Source organism: Glaciecola sp. HA4-3 (genome assembly GCF_055693685.1).
In genome coordinates this window covers 3,258,436-3,278,932 of record NZ_CM146340.1, presented here as the reverse complement: position 1 = coordinate 3,278,932, position 20,497 = coordinate 3,258,436, and the positions used below count along the sequence as shown (strand labels likewise).

The window sequence follows — 20,497 nt, the reverse complement described above, 5'->3', positions numbered from 1 at the left end:
CACTATAAAAGTAGCCAAAGGGTTACTTTTTCACTCTTTTAGCGCGTTTCTACTGGTCAGACGTTACAAAGCATGTAGTATTATCTTATAAATAAGAAAAACGACTTGATAGGGAAATTATAGGATAGCGTTTTGTTTATAGATATCTGTCCATAATTGACCACTACTAGGGATTAATATGTTGAAACGAGCATCCATTAACTTGTTGGCCTTAAGTGCTATATTTGTGTCAATGTCGACTATGGCGACTACCCCTTCAATTAGCAACGGCTTGCCATCTGAAGGGCTTGCCGGTCAACAAGTATGTTTTGATGCTAATGCTACCAATTCCGGTGCCTCTGGCTTTGGCCCATATATACGTATTGTCGCGGATGAAGATATCCAAATTGATTCAGCTAGCGCTTTTGGGCAGCCTATTAGCGTAACGAATGTTGGCACCTTCCCACTCGTTGCTCCCTTTGAGCTTGAAGACCCAATTACCCAAACGACTATCACAGGACAAGCCGGGCAATCGTTTTCAATTGTGCGCTTGCTAGTTGGTTCAGTTGTTGAAAATGGCCCTCAATTAAGCACGAATATATGTGCAACAATTGATAGTGCAGCGGTCATTGGAACACCACTAGATGTTTCATTGACCAAGGTGTTTCAATTTGGTGATTCTCCAACAGGCATCAACGGTCCTGTAGAGGGCACGCCAGTTACTCAAAGCATTACACCAACGTTGTTTGAATATACCTTTGCTGGCGGCGCACCCGAGGGTGAGTTGGTAGCTGGCTCTGCGTTAAATTTTACGCATACGTTTGACGTTGCAAATGGCAGTACGATTGACCAAGCAAATATTCAACAAACACTAAATGCCGCATACACTGCAACGAGCAGCCCTGTTGTATCAGGTGGTGTAAATTGTATCGTAGGTGCTGAGCCATCTACCACAACAAGTGGAGGGACGCTTGATGTGCTTTGCGACCAAATCGTGGGTTCTAATTCAACGAGCGATTTGCAAGTGAGCCTGCCTGTGTTAATTGGTGATGTATTAGATGCTAGCTCGTGCGCGGTCGAACCAGTAATTAGCAGCAGTCAAGGTAGCGCAGAATTCCCAGCTGGCACGCCGCTAGCAACCGCTAATCGCCAAAGCACTTTGACCGTCAAGCATATCAGTACGTTACAAAGCTTATCAGTCAGTATTATTAATCCTGGTGATACTTTAACCGTAACCAATACCATCGCAATAAGTGATTTTGCAACACCTAATGCCTTGGTGATTGAAGACACACTTGATGACGGTTTAATGTTCAATGGCAGTGTGAATGTCAATATTGGTGGAACTAATTTTACGGTAACACCTACACAAAGCAGCAACGGTGCGCAAGAAGTCCTTACCTTCGATTTGACAAGTTTGTATACCGGCAATGCTGCTGTTGCTGCGGCTAAATCAGTTACCGTACAGTACTCTGTTTTGGTTGAGCAAGTATTTGGCAACGGCGATAATGTGCTCGCAAATGATGGATTAGGCGTAAGTACTGAGCTTACGTACGGTTTAACAGGCGGCGCAAGTGCATGTCTTGAAGATTCAAGCGCAAGCGCAACAATACAGCAAGTTAGCATTAATAAATCAATTGCTGGCGGACAAACTGAGTTTGATCCAGGTGAAGCAATTACCTTTGTGCTTAGAGTCAACGTGCCATCAGGTGATATTGATACTTTTACGGTCACCGATTATCTTCCGTTGGCCGTGCTAAATGTCAATAATATCGATGCGACATTTGGTAATGATGTTCGTTTTAGCGCCAGCAATACCTTGGCACAAGCGCCTACCAGTTTTACTCGCGATGCCGCTACCAATTCTATCGTGTTGCAATTTTCTGATTTATCTGGGGTATCAGGCGAGATTATCGAGTTTGAAGTAGAAACAAATATCAGCACGGAACCATTTTCAGATCCTCTCACGCTGACCAATATATTAGAGTTAAAAACCAATAACTCCCAAGCTACTGCAACAACTTTATTAAGTCCCGTTTCATTCGATGCTCGCGCGCCAATTCTTGAAGGCGAAATCACACAAGTTCTACCTACGGTTATCGATGGTAACGATGAGGTTGAGTATACGCTTACCTTGGAAAATGTCGGCGGTGCTGATGCATTTGATATAAAGGTCGATGTGCCAGCTGCACTTGGCTTAGACCCTGCCTTACTAGATAGCATAGAAATTCAAAATAGTGACGGTAGCATTGCAAATGCAAGCCCTTCAACTAGTGGTAGTTTTGCTAGTGGTGATTTCAACATTGATGGGCCGCTTGCTGCTGGCCAAAAAGTAGTGCTTGTTTTCAATCGACTCATTGCCGATGATGTAACTCCCGAGCAAACATTAACGTCATTAGCACAAACTACTTGGGCCGGTGCACCTGCCGTTGCTCCTTTCCCAGCGATTGAATCTGAAATCGAACTTAATATAGATGATTTCGCAATTTCCACTGCAATTGACGCCGTTAATCCCGGTGGCTCAAGTGGAAACATCGTTGTGGGAGATACCATTACTTACCGCACAACGATTACCATGCCTGAAAGTGAAGTTGATGATTTTACCGTTAACTTGAGTCTGCCAGCGGGATTAGAATTTGTAACAAGTAGCGCTTCATCAGATGCTACAGGCTACACCGGCACCGTGCCAGCCTCTATTGGCGAAGCAATTAGCGGAGCAGTTGCAACGGGGCAAAGTGTATCACTTGTGTTAAATGGCACGTTAGTTACTACGTCAAATAACGTCACAAGCGATGACAGTTTTAGCATTACCTTTGATGTTATTGTTGCTGATGAAGTTGTTAATGATGGTAAAGCAGCAACGCAAACGAAGAACCTTGGTACCACTGGCGCTTTTACAGGTAGTGATGGTGTGAATACTGCAGCGCAAGTGTCGAGTAATTTTGCAGAGCATGACTTAAGCGTTACCACCACTACCACCCGCGCAGATGGTGCAACAAGTGGATTTGAAGCTGGAGACGTGATTGATATTAGTATCACGATTGAAAATATTGGTACTGCGCCTGCTTATGACGTAGATTTAAGCTCCATTGTAAATGGTGATTTATTCGATTTAACAACGGTCAGCCAACTAACTACGCCTGCTGGTTTTACTTATGGTTTTGCTAGTCCTAACGTCAATTATGCAGGGGCTGGGACAACCTTAAACAATGGCGATAGTATTACCTTTGTTTATCAAGCAACGGTCAAAGACGGTGTACGAGCAGGTTCAAGCTTTAATCTTGATAATACTGCAACTGGGTCTAGCCAAAGTGGAACACCAAGCGTCGAGCGAACAGCAAGCACTGAAGAGTCAGCTTTAATCAGTACCGAAGCGCCCAGTATTGGTAATTTACAAGTTATCAGTACATCCGAGGCGTGGACGGGAACGTCAACACAAGATATTTTTGCAATCGGTGAGCTTGTCACTTATCAGTTTGAAACATCATTCCCAGAGGGCCTAACGGGCGCAAGCTCAAGTGCAGGTTATGTATTTGAGGTTCAGTTACCTACAGGTTATCAATATCAAACTGGCAGCGCGCAGATAAGGGGAGAGTTTGATACTGGTATCACGACTGTCGACTTAGGTGCCTTATCAGGTTCTAACACCGCGATTACCCCTACCATTATCGGCAACAAGTTCAGGTTTGCTCTAGGTGATATCACCAATAATGATGATGATATGAATGACGAGAAAATCATCATCACCTTTGATATGTTGGTACAAAACTTACGCAACGTTAATCGTAATAATAGTAAAACGGTGAATGCAAACTTAGTTTATGCAAATTCTGCTAATAGAACACAATTTAGAAGAACTTCAGCGGTATCTAGAATCGCTGAGCCGCGCCTACGCTTAGACTACAGAGTCAGAGCATCGACCGTAAATGGCGGAGCGACGGTTTTTTATGATACAACCATACGCAACCTTAACGGTACTTATAATACGCGTGCATGGGACTTTACTCTTGAGCAGCAAATACCAGATGATTTGACACCTATTGGTGTAGTGTCAGCCATTCTTTCACGCGGTAATACAGATATTTCAGGCTGTATTTCATTGTTAGGTCAAGTATACACTTTAGATACTAGCTGTTTAGGTGCCGCTCAGGCGTATTTAGACAAAAACGAACGCATTACAGTGCGTGTTGAGGCAGCGGTTGACCCTGATATTCAATTTGAACAACAAGCAACAGGGCGTGCTATTTTTACCGCAACAAGCCTACCGGGAAGTAACGGTACCGGTAACTCTGCGCCAGGGGCGCCTAGCTCAGATACTGGCGAGCGAACCGGCAGCCGATTACCCAATGATTCGGGTCAGTCAGTCAATGATTTGTACTTTGCTAAGACGGCAACCGTTACCGCTGAGTCGCCCACTATTGATATGGTGTTAAGTGATGAGCGACTACAAGTGGGCGAAACGCTCACTATCACGACTGATGTGTCGCTACCAACCGGTTCAACTGACGATTTTGTATTAACACTAAGCTTACCAAGCGGACTGCTGTATCAAAACGAGACTATCCGTATTACTGAGCCGGTGTCTGGTTTTAGTTCAAGCCTTACTCCAAACACTAATCCTGGTAACGGTACAAGTCCTATTGTGTTAGATTTTGGTGATATTGCTAATTCAGAATCCCAACCGGTTGAGGTGTCGATTGAATTTGATGTGATTGTCGATAACATCGCCGGTAATCAAAACAGCACGGTATTGCGTCCATCTGTTGCACTTGAGTTTGCTTCTCGTAGTGCAAATCAACCAATCGCTTCAGATCAAATCAGTGTTATTGAAGCAAACCTTGAGATTAACCAAGTTATTGTAGAAGGCGCGACTGGGTCTGATGCTGGTGATGTGATCAAGTATCAAACGACGATAAGAAATACTTCAGGTCAAGCTACGGCCTACAATGTGAGTCTTCAAGATGTGCTAGATGCACAGTTACTTGGTGCTCCAGATGGCACAGGCAGTGGCACTACCATTACCAATATTACGGTCACCAACCCTGCAAATGAAGTCGTACGTTTTAACACCAACACAGCAATTGGCGATAGTGATTTTGTTATACAAACGACCAACGTAAGTGACGACACATTAGCCCTTAATGGCACAATGGATATGCCCGCTAACAGTAGCCTTGTTATTGAATACACGGTAGTTGTTAGCAATACAGCTGCTGCAGGCGCGCAATTGTCGAATAATAGTAGCGCCAGTTATAATAGTAACGCTGATACCGATAGTCGAAGCGGTGCTACTGCTAATAGTGATGATGATAACGACAGTGATCTAAACAACTATAATGAAAGCGCTTCAAGCACGGTAACCTTAGCCGATAATTTAGCTATTCAGTCCTCGTTGAGTGCAGTGCATGCCGATAATGATTTTACCATTGGTGACACGGTGCTTATTGATATTCGCTTAGATGTTAATGAAGGACAAGAGCCCAATACTAGCATCACCAACATATTGCCAGATGGTTTGAGCTTTATTGAGGCTACCGTTGAAGCTCCCGCTACACTGACCTTTACTGGTACTGGACTAGGCGTTGATTCGAGTAATAGTATTGAAATTGATTTTGGTACGATTACCAACAGCGCAGACAACGACCCAAGTAATGACTTTTTAACGGTCACAATCGAAGCACTAGTACTAGATGTACCCGCAAATATCGAAGGCACTGTATTACAAAACTCAGCTAGCGCAACTGGTGCTGGCACGAACGTTGGTCCAAGTACTCTTTCCATTGACATTGTTGAGCCTGATGTGAGTGCGCGCATAACGCCAAGTCAAAGCGTTGTTACATTGGGTGATATAGTAAGCTTTAGCGTTGAAATCAGCGCCACTGACTTTGCGACCGATGCACAAGGTACGGTGTTTGATATCGTGATTCCTTCAGGCTTTACTTATCAAGCTGGCACCTTAGTAGGTCCTGGGACGATAGATGAAAGTGACCCAACTCGCCTAAATGTAGATATGGACGTGCTCTTAGCAAGTGATGGTATCAAGACCTTTGTGTTTGATGCACAACTTGATAATGACTCAGGTATCGATCTTGATTTTATATTTATGATTGAAAACGGTGTTTTCTCATCACAAGCTGGCGTGCAAACAAATGACAGGGCTTACAGTTTTGCCAATACAACAACAGTGCGCTCTGATGATGCAAGTTTTATTGATGCGGTACAGACCCTAAGCATTACTAATGATGTAAATGGAAATGGCGTCGCAGACCCAGGCGATACCTTGGGTAAATCCGTTGTATTGACAAACAACGGCCCACGAGTTTCGGGTGTTGTGTTTACTGAAGATATTCCTAGTAACACCACTTATGTCGCTACAAGTCTAAGTAGCACGACCGGAGCATTAAATGATACAAGTGGTATCAATGTCGATGTGGGTGAAATGTTGCCAAACGATACGGTAACAATCACCTTTGAATTTACTGTTGATTCAGGCACGCCAGATGGCACCGTGATTATTGCTCAAGGTCAAGTAGATTCAGATGGTACGATTCTTGAGCCAACTGATTCCGATGGCATTGATAGCAATGGTGATCAAGCCAACCAAATAAGAACCGGCACTATTAGCGAACTTAGCCCAGCGTTGACGATTTTACAAAATATCAGTCAAATTGTTGATGCAGATAGCAATCAAGCTATTAGCGCAGGCGACCAGTTGCGTGTCACTTATACACTTGAAAATGTCGGTAATTTAGCACTGACTAACCTTGCGCTAAGCGACCTAATACCAACAGGGTTAACAAGCTCTGACAATACCGCTTTAATTAGTGGCCCTGCTGATGCAAATGATACAATCAGTGTCAGCGGTAGTGATATCGACATCGCAATTGCAAACCTTGATGCGGGTGAAATTATCACAATCACCGTGCTTGTAGACATTGATTCTCCGTTGGTAAATGAAGATGGCAATGTCGGTACTGAAGTCTTTTCTATGCAAGCAAGTATCGAAAGTGATCAAATTGATACATTATTAGCAGACGGTAACGGAAATCCTGATGATGGGGCGCAAGCGGTCTCAATTACCGCGGTTGACAGCGGTGTAACAGCAGCGCCGAACATTGCTGTATCACAAAGTTATATCTTGGTGAATGATATAGATGGCGATGGTTTAGTCGACCCGGGCGATACGGTTGATTACGTGACCACCATCACAAACCTTGGCTCTGCTACTGCATCAAATGTAAGTGCAGGACAAGCGATACCGACTAATACAACGGCTGTTGCTAACAGTGGCGCAACTAGCCGAGGCGTTGTGACAGATGCTGGAGCTGGTAATTATGGCGCAAACATTGGTTCTATTGCACCGGGTGAGACGGTAACCACTAGTTTCTATGTGACGGTTGACAGTCTTAGCGTCAATACATTGCTTAGCTCTCAACAACAAGTAACAGGTGATAACTTTACGCCGGTTGATTCAGATGCAAATGCAGATTTATCAGATGGTGCAACGCCTACACTGATTAATGTAGCGGTTACATCAGCTCCTGAGTATGCTGTAGCAACTATACTTAGTGCGACGTCTGATACGTCTACAACAGCTAATAATTTCGTGCAAGGAGAGTTCTTAACCCTTGAATTTACAGCAGATTTCCCTGTTGGCTTAACGCGCGATGCACGAATGGTGTTTGATTTGCCTTCTGGTTTTGAAAATATTGATGCAACGGCGCGTATAAAACGTATTTTTGATAACAATATATCTGCCGGTAGCAACCCTGGCAGTGTTAATGCTTCGGCAACTGATACATACGTCAATGTAACACCAAGTGTTGAGTTCTCAAGTGGGACTAACAAGAGTGCTTTGTTTGTTGATTTAGCAAATGTCTTTACCACTGATGACGATGTTAACGCGGCAAGCTTTGTTATTGAGCTGATAATCGATACCACCAGTATTGTACCTACACAAGCGACACAGACCTTTACTGTCGTTAGTAACTTACAATTTAATAATGAATTGGATATTGCTCAAACCATTAGTAGTGACGATGTTGAAGTGATTCTTAATAACCGTCCACCAGTTGCAGTAAATGATAATCCGGTGATTCAAGAAGATGCAGGTTTTACCATGATCATGCCGCTATCAAACGATACCGACGATGATACTGGGCAAACTCTTAGCATCACCACTGTTGGCACTCCAAGCCAAGGAGGTAGTGTCACATTTAATGCCAGCTTGAACATGATTAACTACCGACCAGCACAAGATTTTGTGGGTAACGAGACCATCGCATATACGATTACTGATGGTGCAGGCGGCACATCTTCTGGTGTTATAACGATAAGCGTAACGGGTGTAAATGATGATCCGGTAGCAAACCCAGATACCGCGACTACCAATGAAGACGAGGCTGTCATTATAGATGTCCTTGCCAATGATACGGATATTGATGGCGATACATTGACCATTGATTCTGCAAGTTCGCCCAATGGTACCGTTGTCATTAATGCAGACGGTGAGATTGTATTTACCCCAAGTGAAGACTTCAGCGGAAGCACCACCATTACTTATACGATCAGTGATGGTAATGGCGGCACATCAACCGCAACGGTGACAGTGAACGTTGCCCCGGTAAACGATCCACCGCAGGCACCAAATCAAACGCTTTCTACAGCAGAAGATTCGCCAATCACGATTGATCCGCTTGCAGGTGCTACCGATGCTGAAAATGACACATTAACGGTAACGGGAGTAACAGCGTCTTCTGGCACGGTTACGGTTAATCCTGATGGTACACTTAACTATGAGCCAGAACCTGACTTTACTGGAGTGGTGACGATAAGTTATACCATTGATGATGGCAATGGTGGCATGACCACAGTCACAGTGACTATCAATGTGACTGCTGTAAATGATGATCCTGTCGCTAATAATGATACTGCGACTACCGATGAAGATACGCCTGTCATTGTAGACGTTTTAGCAAATGACACCGACGCTGATGGCGATACTTTAACGGTTACCACCGCCAGCTCGCCCGATGGAACAGTAACCATCAATAGCGATGGCGATGTGGTCTTTACGCCTAACGATGACTTCAATGGTACAACAACCATTACCTATACCGTAAGTGATGGTAATGGCGGTACAAGCACCGCCACAGTGGAAGTAACGGTTGCGCCGGTTAATGATGATCCTGTTGTAAATGATCAGACATTAGCAACTGATGAAGACACACCAATTACCATTGACCCTTTGTTAAATGCAACGGATGCTGATGGTGATACCTTAACAGTTACAGATATTGTGAGCAGTAGTGGCTCAGTTACGGTTAATCCTGATGGTACTTTAGAGTTTACGCCAGACCCAGACTTTAACGGACCTGTCACCATTACTTATAATGTTGATGATGGAAATGGTGGTGTGGTGCCAGTAACCATTACTATTAATGTCGCTCCACAAAGTGATGCGCCTACCGCAGTGCCTGATTCAGCAACAACACCAGAAGATACCCCAGTTAATATCGATGTCATCGCAAATGACTTTGACGGCGATGGTGATGCAATATCAGTGACAAATGCTTCGTCAAATGATGGCACCGTTGTACTTAACCCAGATGGCACGGTTGATTTTACGCCCGCGCCAGACTTTACCGGTATCGCTGTTATTACTTACACACTCATTGATGCAACGGGTGAAGTTGACACCGGGACAGTTACCATCGACGTAACACCAGTTAACGACCCACCTGTTGTGCCTGACCAAATACTCGAAGGACAAGAAGACAGCCCTGTTACGTTTGATCCTTTAGCTAATGGGGTAGATGTAGACGGTGATACCTTGACCGTGACTGATATTGTTGTATCAAATGGCACGGTGACTCAAAACCCAGATGGAACAATTACTTATACACCAGACCCTAACTACAATGGTCCTGTCGTTATTACCTATACCGTTGATGATGGCAATGGCGGTACTATTACCGTGACAGTTGAGATAAACGTGGCAGCTTTAACCGATCCACCAGTAGCTAATCCTGATACAGCTACAACGCCTGAAGACACGCCTGTTACAATTGATGTGTTAGCCAATGATACGGACCCTGACGGCGACCCATTGACCATTACAGGCGCAACTTCACCTGATGGAACCGTGACTATCAATGCCGATGGTGAGGTAGAGTTTACGCCAAACCCAGATTTTAATGGTACGGCAACAATTAACTATACCTTAAGCGATGGCACAGGTGAGACAGTAACAGGTACCGCTAGCGTTGAAGTTACACCAGTAAATGATCCGCCACTTGCTAGTGATCAAACATTACAAACGCAAGAAGACACCCCACTTGTTATTGACCCACTTATCAATGCAACAGATGCAGATGGTGATACCTTAACAATTACGGACGTTGTGGTGTCTTCAGGTACAATAGTCATTAACCCTGATGGCACAATCACATACACACCTGAGCCTGACTTTAACGGCCCTGTGACTATCACTTACTTTGTGGATGATGGCAACGGCGGTACAGTTGCGGTCACCATTAACATCAACGTTCAGGCTGTTGTGGATGCTCCAATAGCAAATCCAGACACGGCAACTACGCCAGAAGATACGCCTGTCGTGGTGGATGTTCTTGCAAATGATACCGATGCTGAAAATGAGATACTAACCGTTATTGAAGCACGTTCAGATAACGGAACAGTGACCATTGACGCTAATGGCGATGTCATATTCACACCAAATGAAAACTTTACGGGCGAAGCCATCATTGAATATGTCATTCAAGATGAAAGCGGCGAAGTAGCAAGCAGTTTTGTGACAGTGACCGTTGTTCCGGTAAACGATCCTCCTGTTGCTCCAGATTTATTTAGAGTGATAGACGAAGATACAGTGCTAACGATTGATGTGCTGCCGCTTGCGAGCGACCCTGATAATGATACCTTAACGATTAGTGCGATTAGCGTTGATACTGGCACGGTTGTGATTAATTCAGATGGCACTATTAGTTACACGCCACCTGCTAATTACGAGGGGCCTGCCCTTATAACTTACACCATTGATGATGGTAACGGCGGTACAGTAACCGCTACCATTACTGTAGATGTTGTGGGAGTGAATGATGCGCCGGTTATTGATGATCTTGATATTGATGTAGAGGGCAATCAAGCAACTGATATCAATATTCTTGATTTAGTGACGGATGTTGATTCGACAGACATTACTATTGTTGATGCCAGTGTTTCAGTAGGTACTATCACTATTAATCCTGATGGCACGGTGACTTTTGAGCCGCCATTTGGATTTGAAGGTGTGGCGATTGCCATTGTATGTGTAGAAGATGAGTTTGGTGTTCAAGTGTGCTCAACCATCACCATTACGGTCACAATCACCAATACGCCACCTATAGCTTTAGATGCAGACTTCACTACGCTCGAAGATACCAGTGTGCAAGTGCAAATCAGCGCAAGTGATGCGCAGCTTGACCCACTTACCTTTAGCATCGTGAGTGCACCTAATGGCCAGTTGCTTGGTAATGCACCAAACTTCACCTATATTCCACCAAATGATTTTACCGGAGTCACAAGCTTTACGTATCTTGCTAATGACGGTGAGGAAGATTCAAATATCGCAACAGTGACCATTACCGTTATTCCGGTAAACGATCCGCCAGTGGCGTTTGATGATTTTGTAGAGCTAGATGATCAAGCGACAAGTGCAACAATCAATGTATTAGAGAATGATGTTGATGCGGACGGTGATGACTTAAGAGTTATTTCTGCACAAGTTACTATTGGTGATGTAGAGATAGTCAACAACCAACTTGTTTATACGCCGCCAGTAGGGTTTGTAGGTGTTGCTGTTATTGATTACATCATTACTGACCCAGACGGGGAGACATCACCAGCTAGAGTCTTAATTAGTATTGCCCGTGGCGAGGGAAGCTTATTCCCAGTTATCAACGTGCCAGATGATATCTTTATTGATGCAACAGCCTTATTTACTAAAGTCGATTTAGGGGTGGCTACAGCCGTTGATCGCTTCGGTAATCCACTGCCGGTATCTGTAATCGATGGTTTGATTTTATATGAGTACAGGCGTGAATACTGTGTTTTACGTAGCAGAAGATAGTGAAGGGCGACGCACCATCGCCAGTCAGCTTGTAAGAGTGAACCCGCTTATCTCGATTCAAAAAGACCAGTCAGTGCTTGAAGGTCGAAATATGCGTGTGTCGGTTCACTTAAACGGCCAAGCACCAGTGTATCCGTTAGTAGTGCCGTTTGAAGTTAGTGGAACAGCTGATGGAGGTGACCATAACCTGATATCTGGAGAGGTGGTCTTTAACAATGTGACAGAAACGTTTATCGACTTTGAAGGCTTTGTTGACAACATTGATGAGGGAATTGAAACCGTCATTATTACTTTGTCGGACACGGTTAACATTGGTAATAAGTTTGAGCACATTATTGAAATTAGAGAAGACAACGTGAATCCACAGATTGATGTTATTCCTAGTCAAAATGGCATTCAAACAAACTTTGTGCTTAACACAGCAGGCCTTGTAACAGTTGATAGTCTGATTACGCATCCAGATCCAAATAATGAATACAGTTTCATTTGGACAAACGAAGAAGGTGTATTGATTGATGTAGATACTCAAGATAACACTTTCACATTTGACCCATCGAACATACCGGTAGGGGTGTATCAGATTAATGTCGAGATTATCGATATTGATGACCCTACGTTTACCGATAACACCGTATTGTTTATCAGAGTGACTGATATGCTGCCTGTGTTAGGTGATGAGGACTCAGACGGCGATGGCATACCAGATAACGAAGAAGGCCTAAATGATAGTGACGGTGACGGAGTACCTGATTATTTAGATGCAATCCCTGAGTGCAATGTTTTACCAGAGGAAGCTGACTCATTAGATGCATTCTTAGTTGAAGGTGACCCAGGTGTTTGTTTACGTTTAGGTAACTTTGTATTAGGTAAAGCCAGCGGCGGCGCCAGAATACTAGATAGCGAAGTGGGACTAGGACAAGAAATACCAGCCGACCCAATTGCAACCAATATCGGTGGAATTTTTGACTTCATCGCTTATGGTCTGCCATTAAGAGGCCAAAGCTATAAAATAGTCTTGCCACAGCAGCGACCAGTACCAGAAAACGCAGTTTATCGTAAGTACACTGAAGCAGATGGCTGGGAGTTTTTTGAAGAAACCGGCGGTAATCGTTTATGGTCTACACCAGGCGAGCCGGGATTCTGTCCACCACCAGGTGGCGACTATTGGACAGCCAGGATTAAATCCAGGTCATTGGTGTGTACAGCTTGAAATGGTCGATGGCGAAGCAAACGATGCTGATGGTATTGCCAATAAGAATATTATCGACCCTGGTTTTGTGGGAGTTGTTTTTGCTCAGCCTAATGAATTACCTGTTGCAGAGGACGACATTGCACAAACACGCCAAGAAGTGCCAGTGACAATTGACGCGATTGCTAACGACAGTGATCCTGACGGAGATTTATTGACCATTACGTCGGTTAATTCTTTCTTCGGTACGGTTTCAATTGTGGGTAATCAAGTGTTGTATCAACCTGCTATAGGCTTCACAGGTGCTGATCAAATTTCTTATGGCATCAGCGATGGAAACGGTGGGACTGACGTTGCTACGATATTTGTGATTGTAATTGGTGATATGCCACCAATTGCAGTTGATGATTCAGCCAGCGTTACCTTTGGCAATAGTGTCACTATAAACGTGTTAGCAAATGATAGTGACCCTGACTTAACAGCTGGAGGCACCGATATACAAGTAACGGCGGTCAACTCAAGCGATGGCACGGTAGTGATATTGGCTGATGGGCGGATACAGTTCACGCCGAATCCGGGCGTAGGGCCTCAAGCAACATTGACATATACCATTACCGATGAACAAGGGCTTATCGCCGTTGCAACTGTGCGTATTAATGTTCAAGGCAAACTGGTTAGAATCGAAAACGAATCTACCGGTGGCGGTACCTTGAGCATTCTATGGATGTTGCTGTGTATGTTATGCCTTGTGTTTAGACGACCATGGCATAGCGTTGCAAATTCTAAACAAGGGTTAGTCAGCCTAATTAATAATAAAAATAAGGAAAGATAGTATGAAGGTATTTACTGTCAAAAACGTGAAGTTAATCGGGCCAGCTATATGCTTAGGATTAGCCATGCTAAGCACATCTGCATCAGCTGATCATCATGCCAATGCAAGTACAAAGCTTACAGATGAGATAAAAGCAGGATTTAATAAATCGAAATGTGCAGACGTGAAAAACGATGGCGAATGTGTGTTTGAGTATTTTTATGCAGGTTTTTATGGTGGCAAGAACTTAAGCGGTGTCACTGATATTGATGTTGCTAACGCTGCAAGGGCCATTGGATTTGAACCTTTTGATATCGAAGTAGGTGACCGTAGCGCGTCGTATAAGGGTGTATTAGGCGCCACTTTGACCAAAGACTTAGTGGTTGAGTTTGGTTATACAAAGCTTAACGATGCATCGATTGCGTTTTCGACTTTTACGACCGACCCAGATCGCTTTTTTGATGTCGCCCGAAGCGTAAGGCCTGAAAAAGTACAGGGGATTACAGTAGGACTTGTATATAGTTTTTATGTCGCAGAAGATTGGTATACCTATGTTCGTGGCGGACTATTTCACTGGGAAGGCGAGTACCAGTCGTTTGATGTGTTTGGTCAGCGTCAGCTTGAAAGCCTGCTAAAGGTGACAAAGGTAACGACTTATATTATGGACTAGGTGCATCATACAAATTGAATGACAGATTTGAAGCTAACTTAGAAATTGAGCGTTATCACTTTGATGATTTTGAAGACGATGTGTTATGGCTAGGCCTGACATATCACTTTGAAGAATAAAAGCGATGGGCTGCCAATATACACTTTAATCTAATTGGCATCATGTAAGTTTGGGCATCACATGGATGCCCTCAATTTATCTAATTGCTTATTTGGCGGCTAGCGTTAGGTAAAAAGACCTAGGTTCACATGATTGAAATTACCTAAACTAAGGCAGGGCTTCCCTGATTTCTGTATCTGACAATCCCCACCATTGTCCCATTGGCGAAGCGAATTGCTCGACCGCTAAGGTAGGTATAAACCGACCATTTCCGGCATCTAAGTCGTGCCCTAAAAGTGCAGGTGGTATATCACCGAATATGTTACGTCCGCGCACAGCCCCTCCCATTACAATTTGATTATTACCCCAGCCATGATCAGTACCGTCACCATTAACGGTCAACGTACGACCAAAATCAGAGGCGGTAAATGTAGTGACATTTTCCGACAAACCAAGCTCTAACATAGCAGCGTCAAATGCGCCCAGGGCAGCGTCAAGTTGTGACAACAAAGCAGGAAGGTCACTTGCTTGATTAGAATGAGTATCGAAGCCGCCAGTGCCAACAAAAAAGATCTGACGGTTAGCAGAAAGGCTACTTCGAATAGACATCGTTTCGGCAACAGCTTTGAGCTGACTACCAAGTGATGATGATGGAAATTCAGTTGTTAACGCGGGTGCCGATAAGCGGGCGGCATCAAATACTGAATTGGCATCAATACTCGTTTTTAGCTTATTAGCAACATCTTGAGCTAGAATATTAGATGGACGAAACCCTTGTGCTCTAAATTTATCGCGAGCAGATGCAATAAAGTCAGCAAACTCGCCGTTAGTGCCACCCACACTTGCTCCATCTAAGGCTGTAATACCTGCCGAGCCGTTTGGCGATACTTGGTATGGCGATACCACATTACCAGTTAGAAAAGGTCCCACGCCAGCGGTCGCAAGGGTGGTAAATTGGCTTATGCCGTTATTGGCACCTGCAGCTAAGATCGCATCAGCAAATAGACCGCCCCAGCCAAATTGTGCGCCTTCTGGGGCACTCGACTGCCATATTGACTGTTGATCGTTGTGCGAGAATAAGCGCGGAGGTAAATGTGCTGCACCACTAGCAAATGTTTGGCGACTCACGGGCTCGATTAAGGGGCCAACATTCCCTACGAAGGCTGCTCTGCCTTGGTCAAAGATTGATTTCAACCGTGTTAATTCAGGCGGAAGCGCAAATTCTCGGCTGCCAAAATTTGTTGCATTGTCGGGTCGAAGTGGCAAAAGATTTTCTCTTGAGCGAGCACCATCATATCGATTCAACAGCGATTGCCTGATGTTTGCAAAGCCATTATACGACTCAATATCGTAAGGAATAAGCAAGTCGTGGCCGTCAATACCGCCAAATAAAAACACGCATACCAGCGCTTTATAATCAGTACTTTGAGCTGCATGAGCGGTGAGTGCGCCGGGCAAGCCCAGTAAAGTAGTGCTCGCAAGCGATGCCGAAATCGAATAGCGCAAAAAGTCACGTCGGGATAATTTCATAGTAAGTGTCCTTAACGTTGAATTAGATAATCAGGTGTAGACATCACCATGAGCACGGCGTAACCAACTATTCGCTCTCGCGTGTCATCATCCAAAGTGCCATTGCGTGGATAGGTATCTAAGGTCGCAATTAATTCTTGTCGTGTACTTTCACTAATCGTGCCGTAAACGAGTAATTCATTTAGGTAATCAATAAGCAATTCAGAGTTATCAGCCAGCGGCAATGCGTCTTGATAATCAGCAATAAAGGTTTGTCGCGATTGGCTCTGGTTAAAGGGAACACCAAATCGAGTAAACACAGTTCGCATTTGATCTGGATTAGCACTTTGCTGTCTAAACGTACCAAACGAAAGAAGATTGATATAACCAGGTATGCTCGATGCATTGAGTATTTGTAATTCAGGCGCAACAAGTCCTTCTTGCGCCGATAAAGTGCCCGGGGCTAAGTATCCGGGGCGATAAAAATTAAATACTGACGGTGAGCGATAAGGATGCTGCCCTAGAGCACCCAAAGAAGACGTGTCGTATAACTGAGCAACATATTCTGGCGTGCTCATGTCAGTATTAAAAGCCCGCATAAAATGACTAAGGCGTAACACCGGTTCTCGCAACTTGCCAAATGTGTTATCACCGAGTGCCGTTTCTAGTTCAGTTTCAGGGTCAAATAAAATAGCCGCGATAGTCGCTTTAAGGTCACCTTTGCGGCTCTGACCTACCTCAACACCATTAGGTAAAATAAAACTACCACTGTCAAAAGCACCAGCAACTCGTTCAATATATGCTGGACTTGGATTGCTGGTAACAAAGCGTTGAATTAACTGACGCCCAATAAAAGGCCCAACATTTGGATGGTCCATAATATGATCCAATGCCATAGAAATTGACACATCACCGGGGGTATTGGCTTCAATAGTCAGGCCTAAAAAGGTCTTTTCATTATTTGAATGAGTTAGCCCATTTAACTGCAAGGGCTGCGTAACAGCTTGTCTTATCTGAGGAAGACGACGTACAAGATTCGTCTCTAAGTCGAGTGAGGGATTATGTAGTCCAGTAAACACTCTCGCCAAGCCAGTAATATCTGTATTGTCATATATTTCGATAGCTACGCCATCAGCATCAAGTACAGGGCTTCCGTCAGGATTAAGCTCAACTAAGCCGATGGTAAATAATTGTAAAATCTCTCGAGCATAATTTTCGTCAGGCACCTGACCTGTGTTGGGATTACCCTTCTCGTTTCCAAGATAGGTTAAATACTCTGCCATAGCCGGTGAATAGGTTACTGCTTCAAGTAGATCACGATAATTCCCCAAAGCATGCTCTGCCAAAATATCCTGAAAATACCCGAGTGTTTGTGGAAAAATACCCAACAACCCGCTGCTTCCATTTGAGACAACGGTTATTTGAGAAAGCGCAAAAGCCATGCGCTGGCGAAGTTGATCCTCGCCATGTACCGCATTTCGCCAAAAGACCCATGTAGTGGCGCCTTGGTCGAAGGCATCTGCTAACATGCCTTGCTGAGGCGTCCCAGCTTCTGCATACGCTTGCACGTCGGGTAAAAATGTTGAGATAGGTGCATCAAACTGTTCAATAAACCAATCTGATGCATCGGTACCGGTATACGTTTCAACATCTTGGGGCTTTGGGCCAAATGTTGCCATGGTTAAAAAGCGAGAAGTTGTTTGCTTCGTCGCAAATTTTCCAAGCGTTTCTGGGGGAGTAATCGGTGAAGAAATCGGTTGTGTTGGAATTGTAGTTGAAGAATCGCTGTCGCCGCCGCAAGCTGACAAAAACATAATGGTCAAGGTAGTAAACAATAATCGTACCCTTAAAGACACTATCAATTTATTGAACGCCCTCACTTTACTTGGATTCGTTTCTTTCATTGTAATAACCCTTTAAATTTGTCGATGGCGAGAGATTAGCAAGGTTATTTTTGTGGGGGCAAGCTGAGCCGATGGGTTTTACGGAATCTTTACACAGTGCTGACAATAACTTACAAAAGAACAAAGATTGGGGCCTAATATTATTAAAGAAGCCTAGATCCTAAACCTGACTGATAGAGGGACTGCCTTGCATGACTCTTTGTGTAAGTTTGTAAAAACCGGTGTCATAGATATTGAAAAGGCGCCAAACACTATGTAATTTGTCGAATGAAATTAGCCTATCGACATAAAATTGATTAAAAAATAGTGCGATTCAATCCAACGAAATGAGCTCTTGCCTTTGTAACGACATGACCAGCACTTAATTAATTAAAGCTGGTAAAGGTCATAGCTCACCTCCACTGTTTTGTGTTAACATTCAGCGCGAAAAATCATAGCACCTGTAGCTCAGCTGGATAGAGTGTTGGCCTCCGAAGCCTGCACTCAGAACAAGTTTAAGTCACAGGAGCCAAAGGTCATAAGCGCAAAACGCAATGTTTTGCACTAAAACAGAGTAAAACCGCTACGCACCCGTAGCTCAGCTGGATAGAGTAACGGCCTCCGAAGCCGTAGGTCGCGCGTTCGAATCGCGCCGGGTGCGCCACTTTTTGGTTTTTTGAGTGTTGGCCTTTTTTAGTAATGTCAGCCTCATTGACTTAATGTGACCGCGTTGTGACCAGTCTCATGTTAATTATTTTCGGTTCATATAAAACTGTATGAAATGGCTCATATGTTGTTATATCAATACCATCCCAAAGCAATACAATGCAAAACCAAATTTAACGTTTAAAACAGTATGAATCACAACTACAAGCACAACAACCAATAGCATCGTCAAATTATCTTGCAGACAATTTACGAACTTTGGAGTATGCTTTTGATTTCGTTTGCTTTAATCTAATCCAGATTTTAAAGTCATTGATGGCATAGTATCGTGACTGGAGTTTAAAGACCTTGCAGTTGCTAAGAAATTATTCGGTGAACCCCAAATGACCTTCAGAAACAGTCTTTCTGCTAATTTTGTAGCCAATGCCGGTGTCAAGGATATAGTCGGACGAGGATTAATCTACAACGATAATGTCGCCATTATTGAATTAGTTAAAAATTCAAAAGACGCCGGATCCAGTTTCGTGGTATTGGAATTCAAAAATACTCCAAACGACAATATAGACCCATATGCTCTTTTTAACGAGTCTTTCGAGCAGCCTGAGATAACGATCAAAGATACCGGCTCAGGGATGAGCTTGGATGATTTGAAAGAAAAGTGGTTGAATATTGCCTATTCTGAGAAAAAACACTTAAAAGACAAAGCATATGCCGGAAATAAAGGTGTTGGCCGGTTTAGCTGCGATCGTCTGGGCAAAGACTTAAGTTTGTTTACCAAGGCTGTTGGAGGGGATTATTTAAAACTTGATATAGATTGGAGCCAGTTCGAAAACAAAGGTCAAGCAGATCAAATATCAAGCATACCTTTAACTATCGAAATTTTAGACGAAAAAGAATTTTGTTTGTTAGCAGGTGTTGATGAGTTTAAGCACGGTACGGTGCTTAAAATTTTCAATTTGCGCAGTATTTGGAATGAACAAAAATTTAAGAAGTTAGTAGCAGATTTAGAAAAATTCTCTCCTGAGCTTGATTCAAACTTTGAAATTGTTTTAAAGTCGAACGGAGTCTTTAAAGATGCGAAACTAGCCGACAAGATAAACACTAAAATAAATAACAGTACGTTAGACAAATTATCGTTTAAAACTATATATATTTATTCACGCATTGATGAAAGTGGAAAATTTATAGATACAAAATTGTTTTATCAAGGACAAGTTATTTATTCTTATAAGGCGAGGAATCCATACAGGCTACTAAAAAACATTAAAGTAGAAATACATTATTTGGACACCCTTTCAAAGACATATTTTACAAAAAATGTAGGAGTAAAGCCGAACAACTACGGCTCGGTATTTTTGTTTTATAACTCTTTTAGAATATCACCATATGGCAATGAAAAAAATGACTGGCTAGGCTTGGACCAGAGAAAATCTCAGGGGACGTCAAGGTATCTCGGAACAAGAGACGTTGTAGGATTTAATGATGTTTAGGGATAGTCTTGTAAAGCTACTCCTACATACGTTGTTATTTTATTCTACGGTGTCAACAAACTTAGAGGATGTTTTTA

8 protein-coding genes and 1 tRNA gene are annotated in these 20,497 nt (G+C 43.5%); 7 read left to right on the top strand and 2 right to left on the bottom strand.

Annotated elements, in window-relative coordinates; genetic code table 11:
* The first annotated feature begins 178 nt into the window (after positions 1-178).
* The 5 genes from ACZ1G6_RS15625 to ACZ1G6_RS15605 are packed head-to-tail and all read left to right on the top strand — an operon-like array spanning position 179 to position 14,892.
* The gene (locus ACZ1G6_RS15625) at positions 179-12,103 is read left to right on the top strand and encodes a tandem-95 repeat protein (RefSeq protein ID WP_472617136.1); all 11,925 of its coding nucleotides are present in this window, start codon (positions 179-181) and stop codon (positions 12,101-12,103) included.
* The gene (locus ACZ1G6_RS15620; protein ID WP_472617135.1) at positions 12,060-13,313 is read left to right on the top strand and encodes a hypothetical protein; all 1,254 of its coding nucleotides are present in this window, start codon (positions 12,060-12,062) and stop codon (positions 13,311-13,313) included. The genes ACZ1G6_RS15625 and ACZ1G6_RS15620 overlap by 44 nt, the downstream gene beginning before the upstream one ends.
* 1 nt (position 13,314) lies before the next feature.
* Positions 13,315-14,124 (top strand): Ig-like domain-containing protein, encoded by an 810-nt coding sequence (locus tag ACZ1G6_RS15615; RefSeq protein ID WP_472617134.1) that lies wholly within the window; start codon positions 13,315-13,317, stop codon positions 14,122-14,124.
* A gap of 1 nt (position 14,125) precedes the next feature.
* Positions 14,126-14,773 (top strand): hypothetical protein, encoded by a 648-nt coding sequence (locus ACZ1G6_RS15610; RefSeq protein ID WP_472617133.1) that lies wholly within the window; start codon positions 14,126-14,128, stop codon positions 14,771-14,773.
* Between the two features lie 14 nt (positions 14,774-14,787).
* A complete protein-coding gene (locus ACZ1G6_RS15605; RefSeq protein ID WP_472617132.1) occupies positions 14,788-14,892 on the top strand; it encodes a hypothetical protein in 105 nt (34 codons plus the stop codon).
* A 148-nt stretch (positions 14,893-15,040) separates the two neighbouring features.
* Here the strand turns inward: ACZ1G6_RS15605 and ACZ1G6_RS15600 are convergent, their stop codons facing one another.
* Entirely contained in the window at positions 15,041-16,402 is a 1,362-nt protein-coding gene (locus tag ACZ1G6_RS15600; protein ID WP_472617131.1) for a DUF1501 domain-containing protein, read from the bottom strand.
* A gap of 11 nt (positions 16,403-16,413) precedes the next feature.
* A complete protein-coding gene (locus ACZ1G6_RS15595; protein WP_472617130.1) occupies positions 16,414-18,285 on the bottom strand; it encodes a DUF1800 domain-containing protein in 1,872 nt (623 codons plus the stop codon).
* 566 nt (positions 18,286-18,851) lie between these two features.
* Between ACZ1G6_RS15595 and ACZ1G6_RS15590 the strand changes: the two genes are divergently transcribed.
* Positions 18,852-18,928: transfer RNA gene (locus tag ACZ1G6_RS15590), tRNA-Arg, on the top strand.
* A gap of 385 nt (positions 18,929-19,313) precedes the next feature.
* Positions 19,314-20,420 carry an ATP-binding protein gene (locus ACZ1G6_RS15585; protein WP_472617129.1) on the top strand — a complete coding sequence of 369 codons (1,107 nt, stop codon included), beginning with the start codon at positions 19,314-19,316 and terminating at the stop codon, positions 20,418-20,420.
* Positions 20,421-20,497: the final 77 nt, after the last annotated feature.

Coding starts and splice junctions, on each gene's coding strand:
- ACZ1G6_RS15595 (WP_472617130.1), bottom strand. CDS start 18,285: ATGAAAGAAACGAATCCAAGTAAAGTGAGGGCGTTCAATAAATTGATA.
- ACZ1G6_RS15620 (WP_472617135.1), top strand. CDS start 12,060: ATGAGTACAGGCGTGAATACTGTGTTTTACGTAGCAGAAGATAGTGAA.
- ACZ1G6_RS15610 (WP_472617133.1), top strand. CDS start 14,126: ATGAAGGTATTTACTGTCAAAAACGTGAAGTTAATCGGGCCAGCTATA.
- ACZ1G6_RS15625 (WP_472617136.1), top strand. CDS start 179: ATGTTGAAACGAGCATCCATTAACTTGTTGGCCTTAAGTGCTATATTT.
- ACZ1G6_RS15585 (WP_472617129.1), top strand. CDS start 19,314: ATGACCTTCAGAAACAGTCTTTCTGCTAATTTTGTAGCCAATGCCGGT.
- ACZ1G6_RS15615 (WP_472617134.1), top strand. CDS start 13,315: ATGGTCGATGGCGAAGCAAACGATGCTGATGGTATTGCCAATAAGAAT.
- ACZ1G6_RS15600 (WP_472617131.1), bottom strand. CDS start 16,402: ATGAAATTATCCCGACGTGACTTTTTGCGCTATTCGATTTCGGCATCG.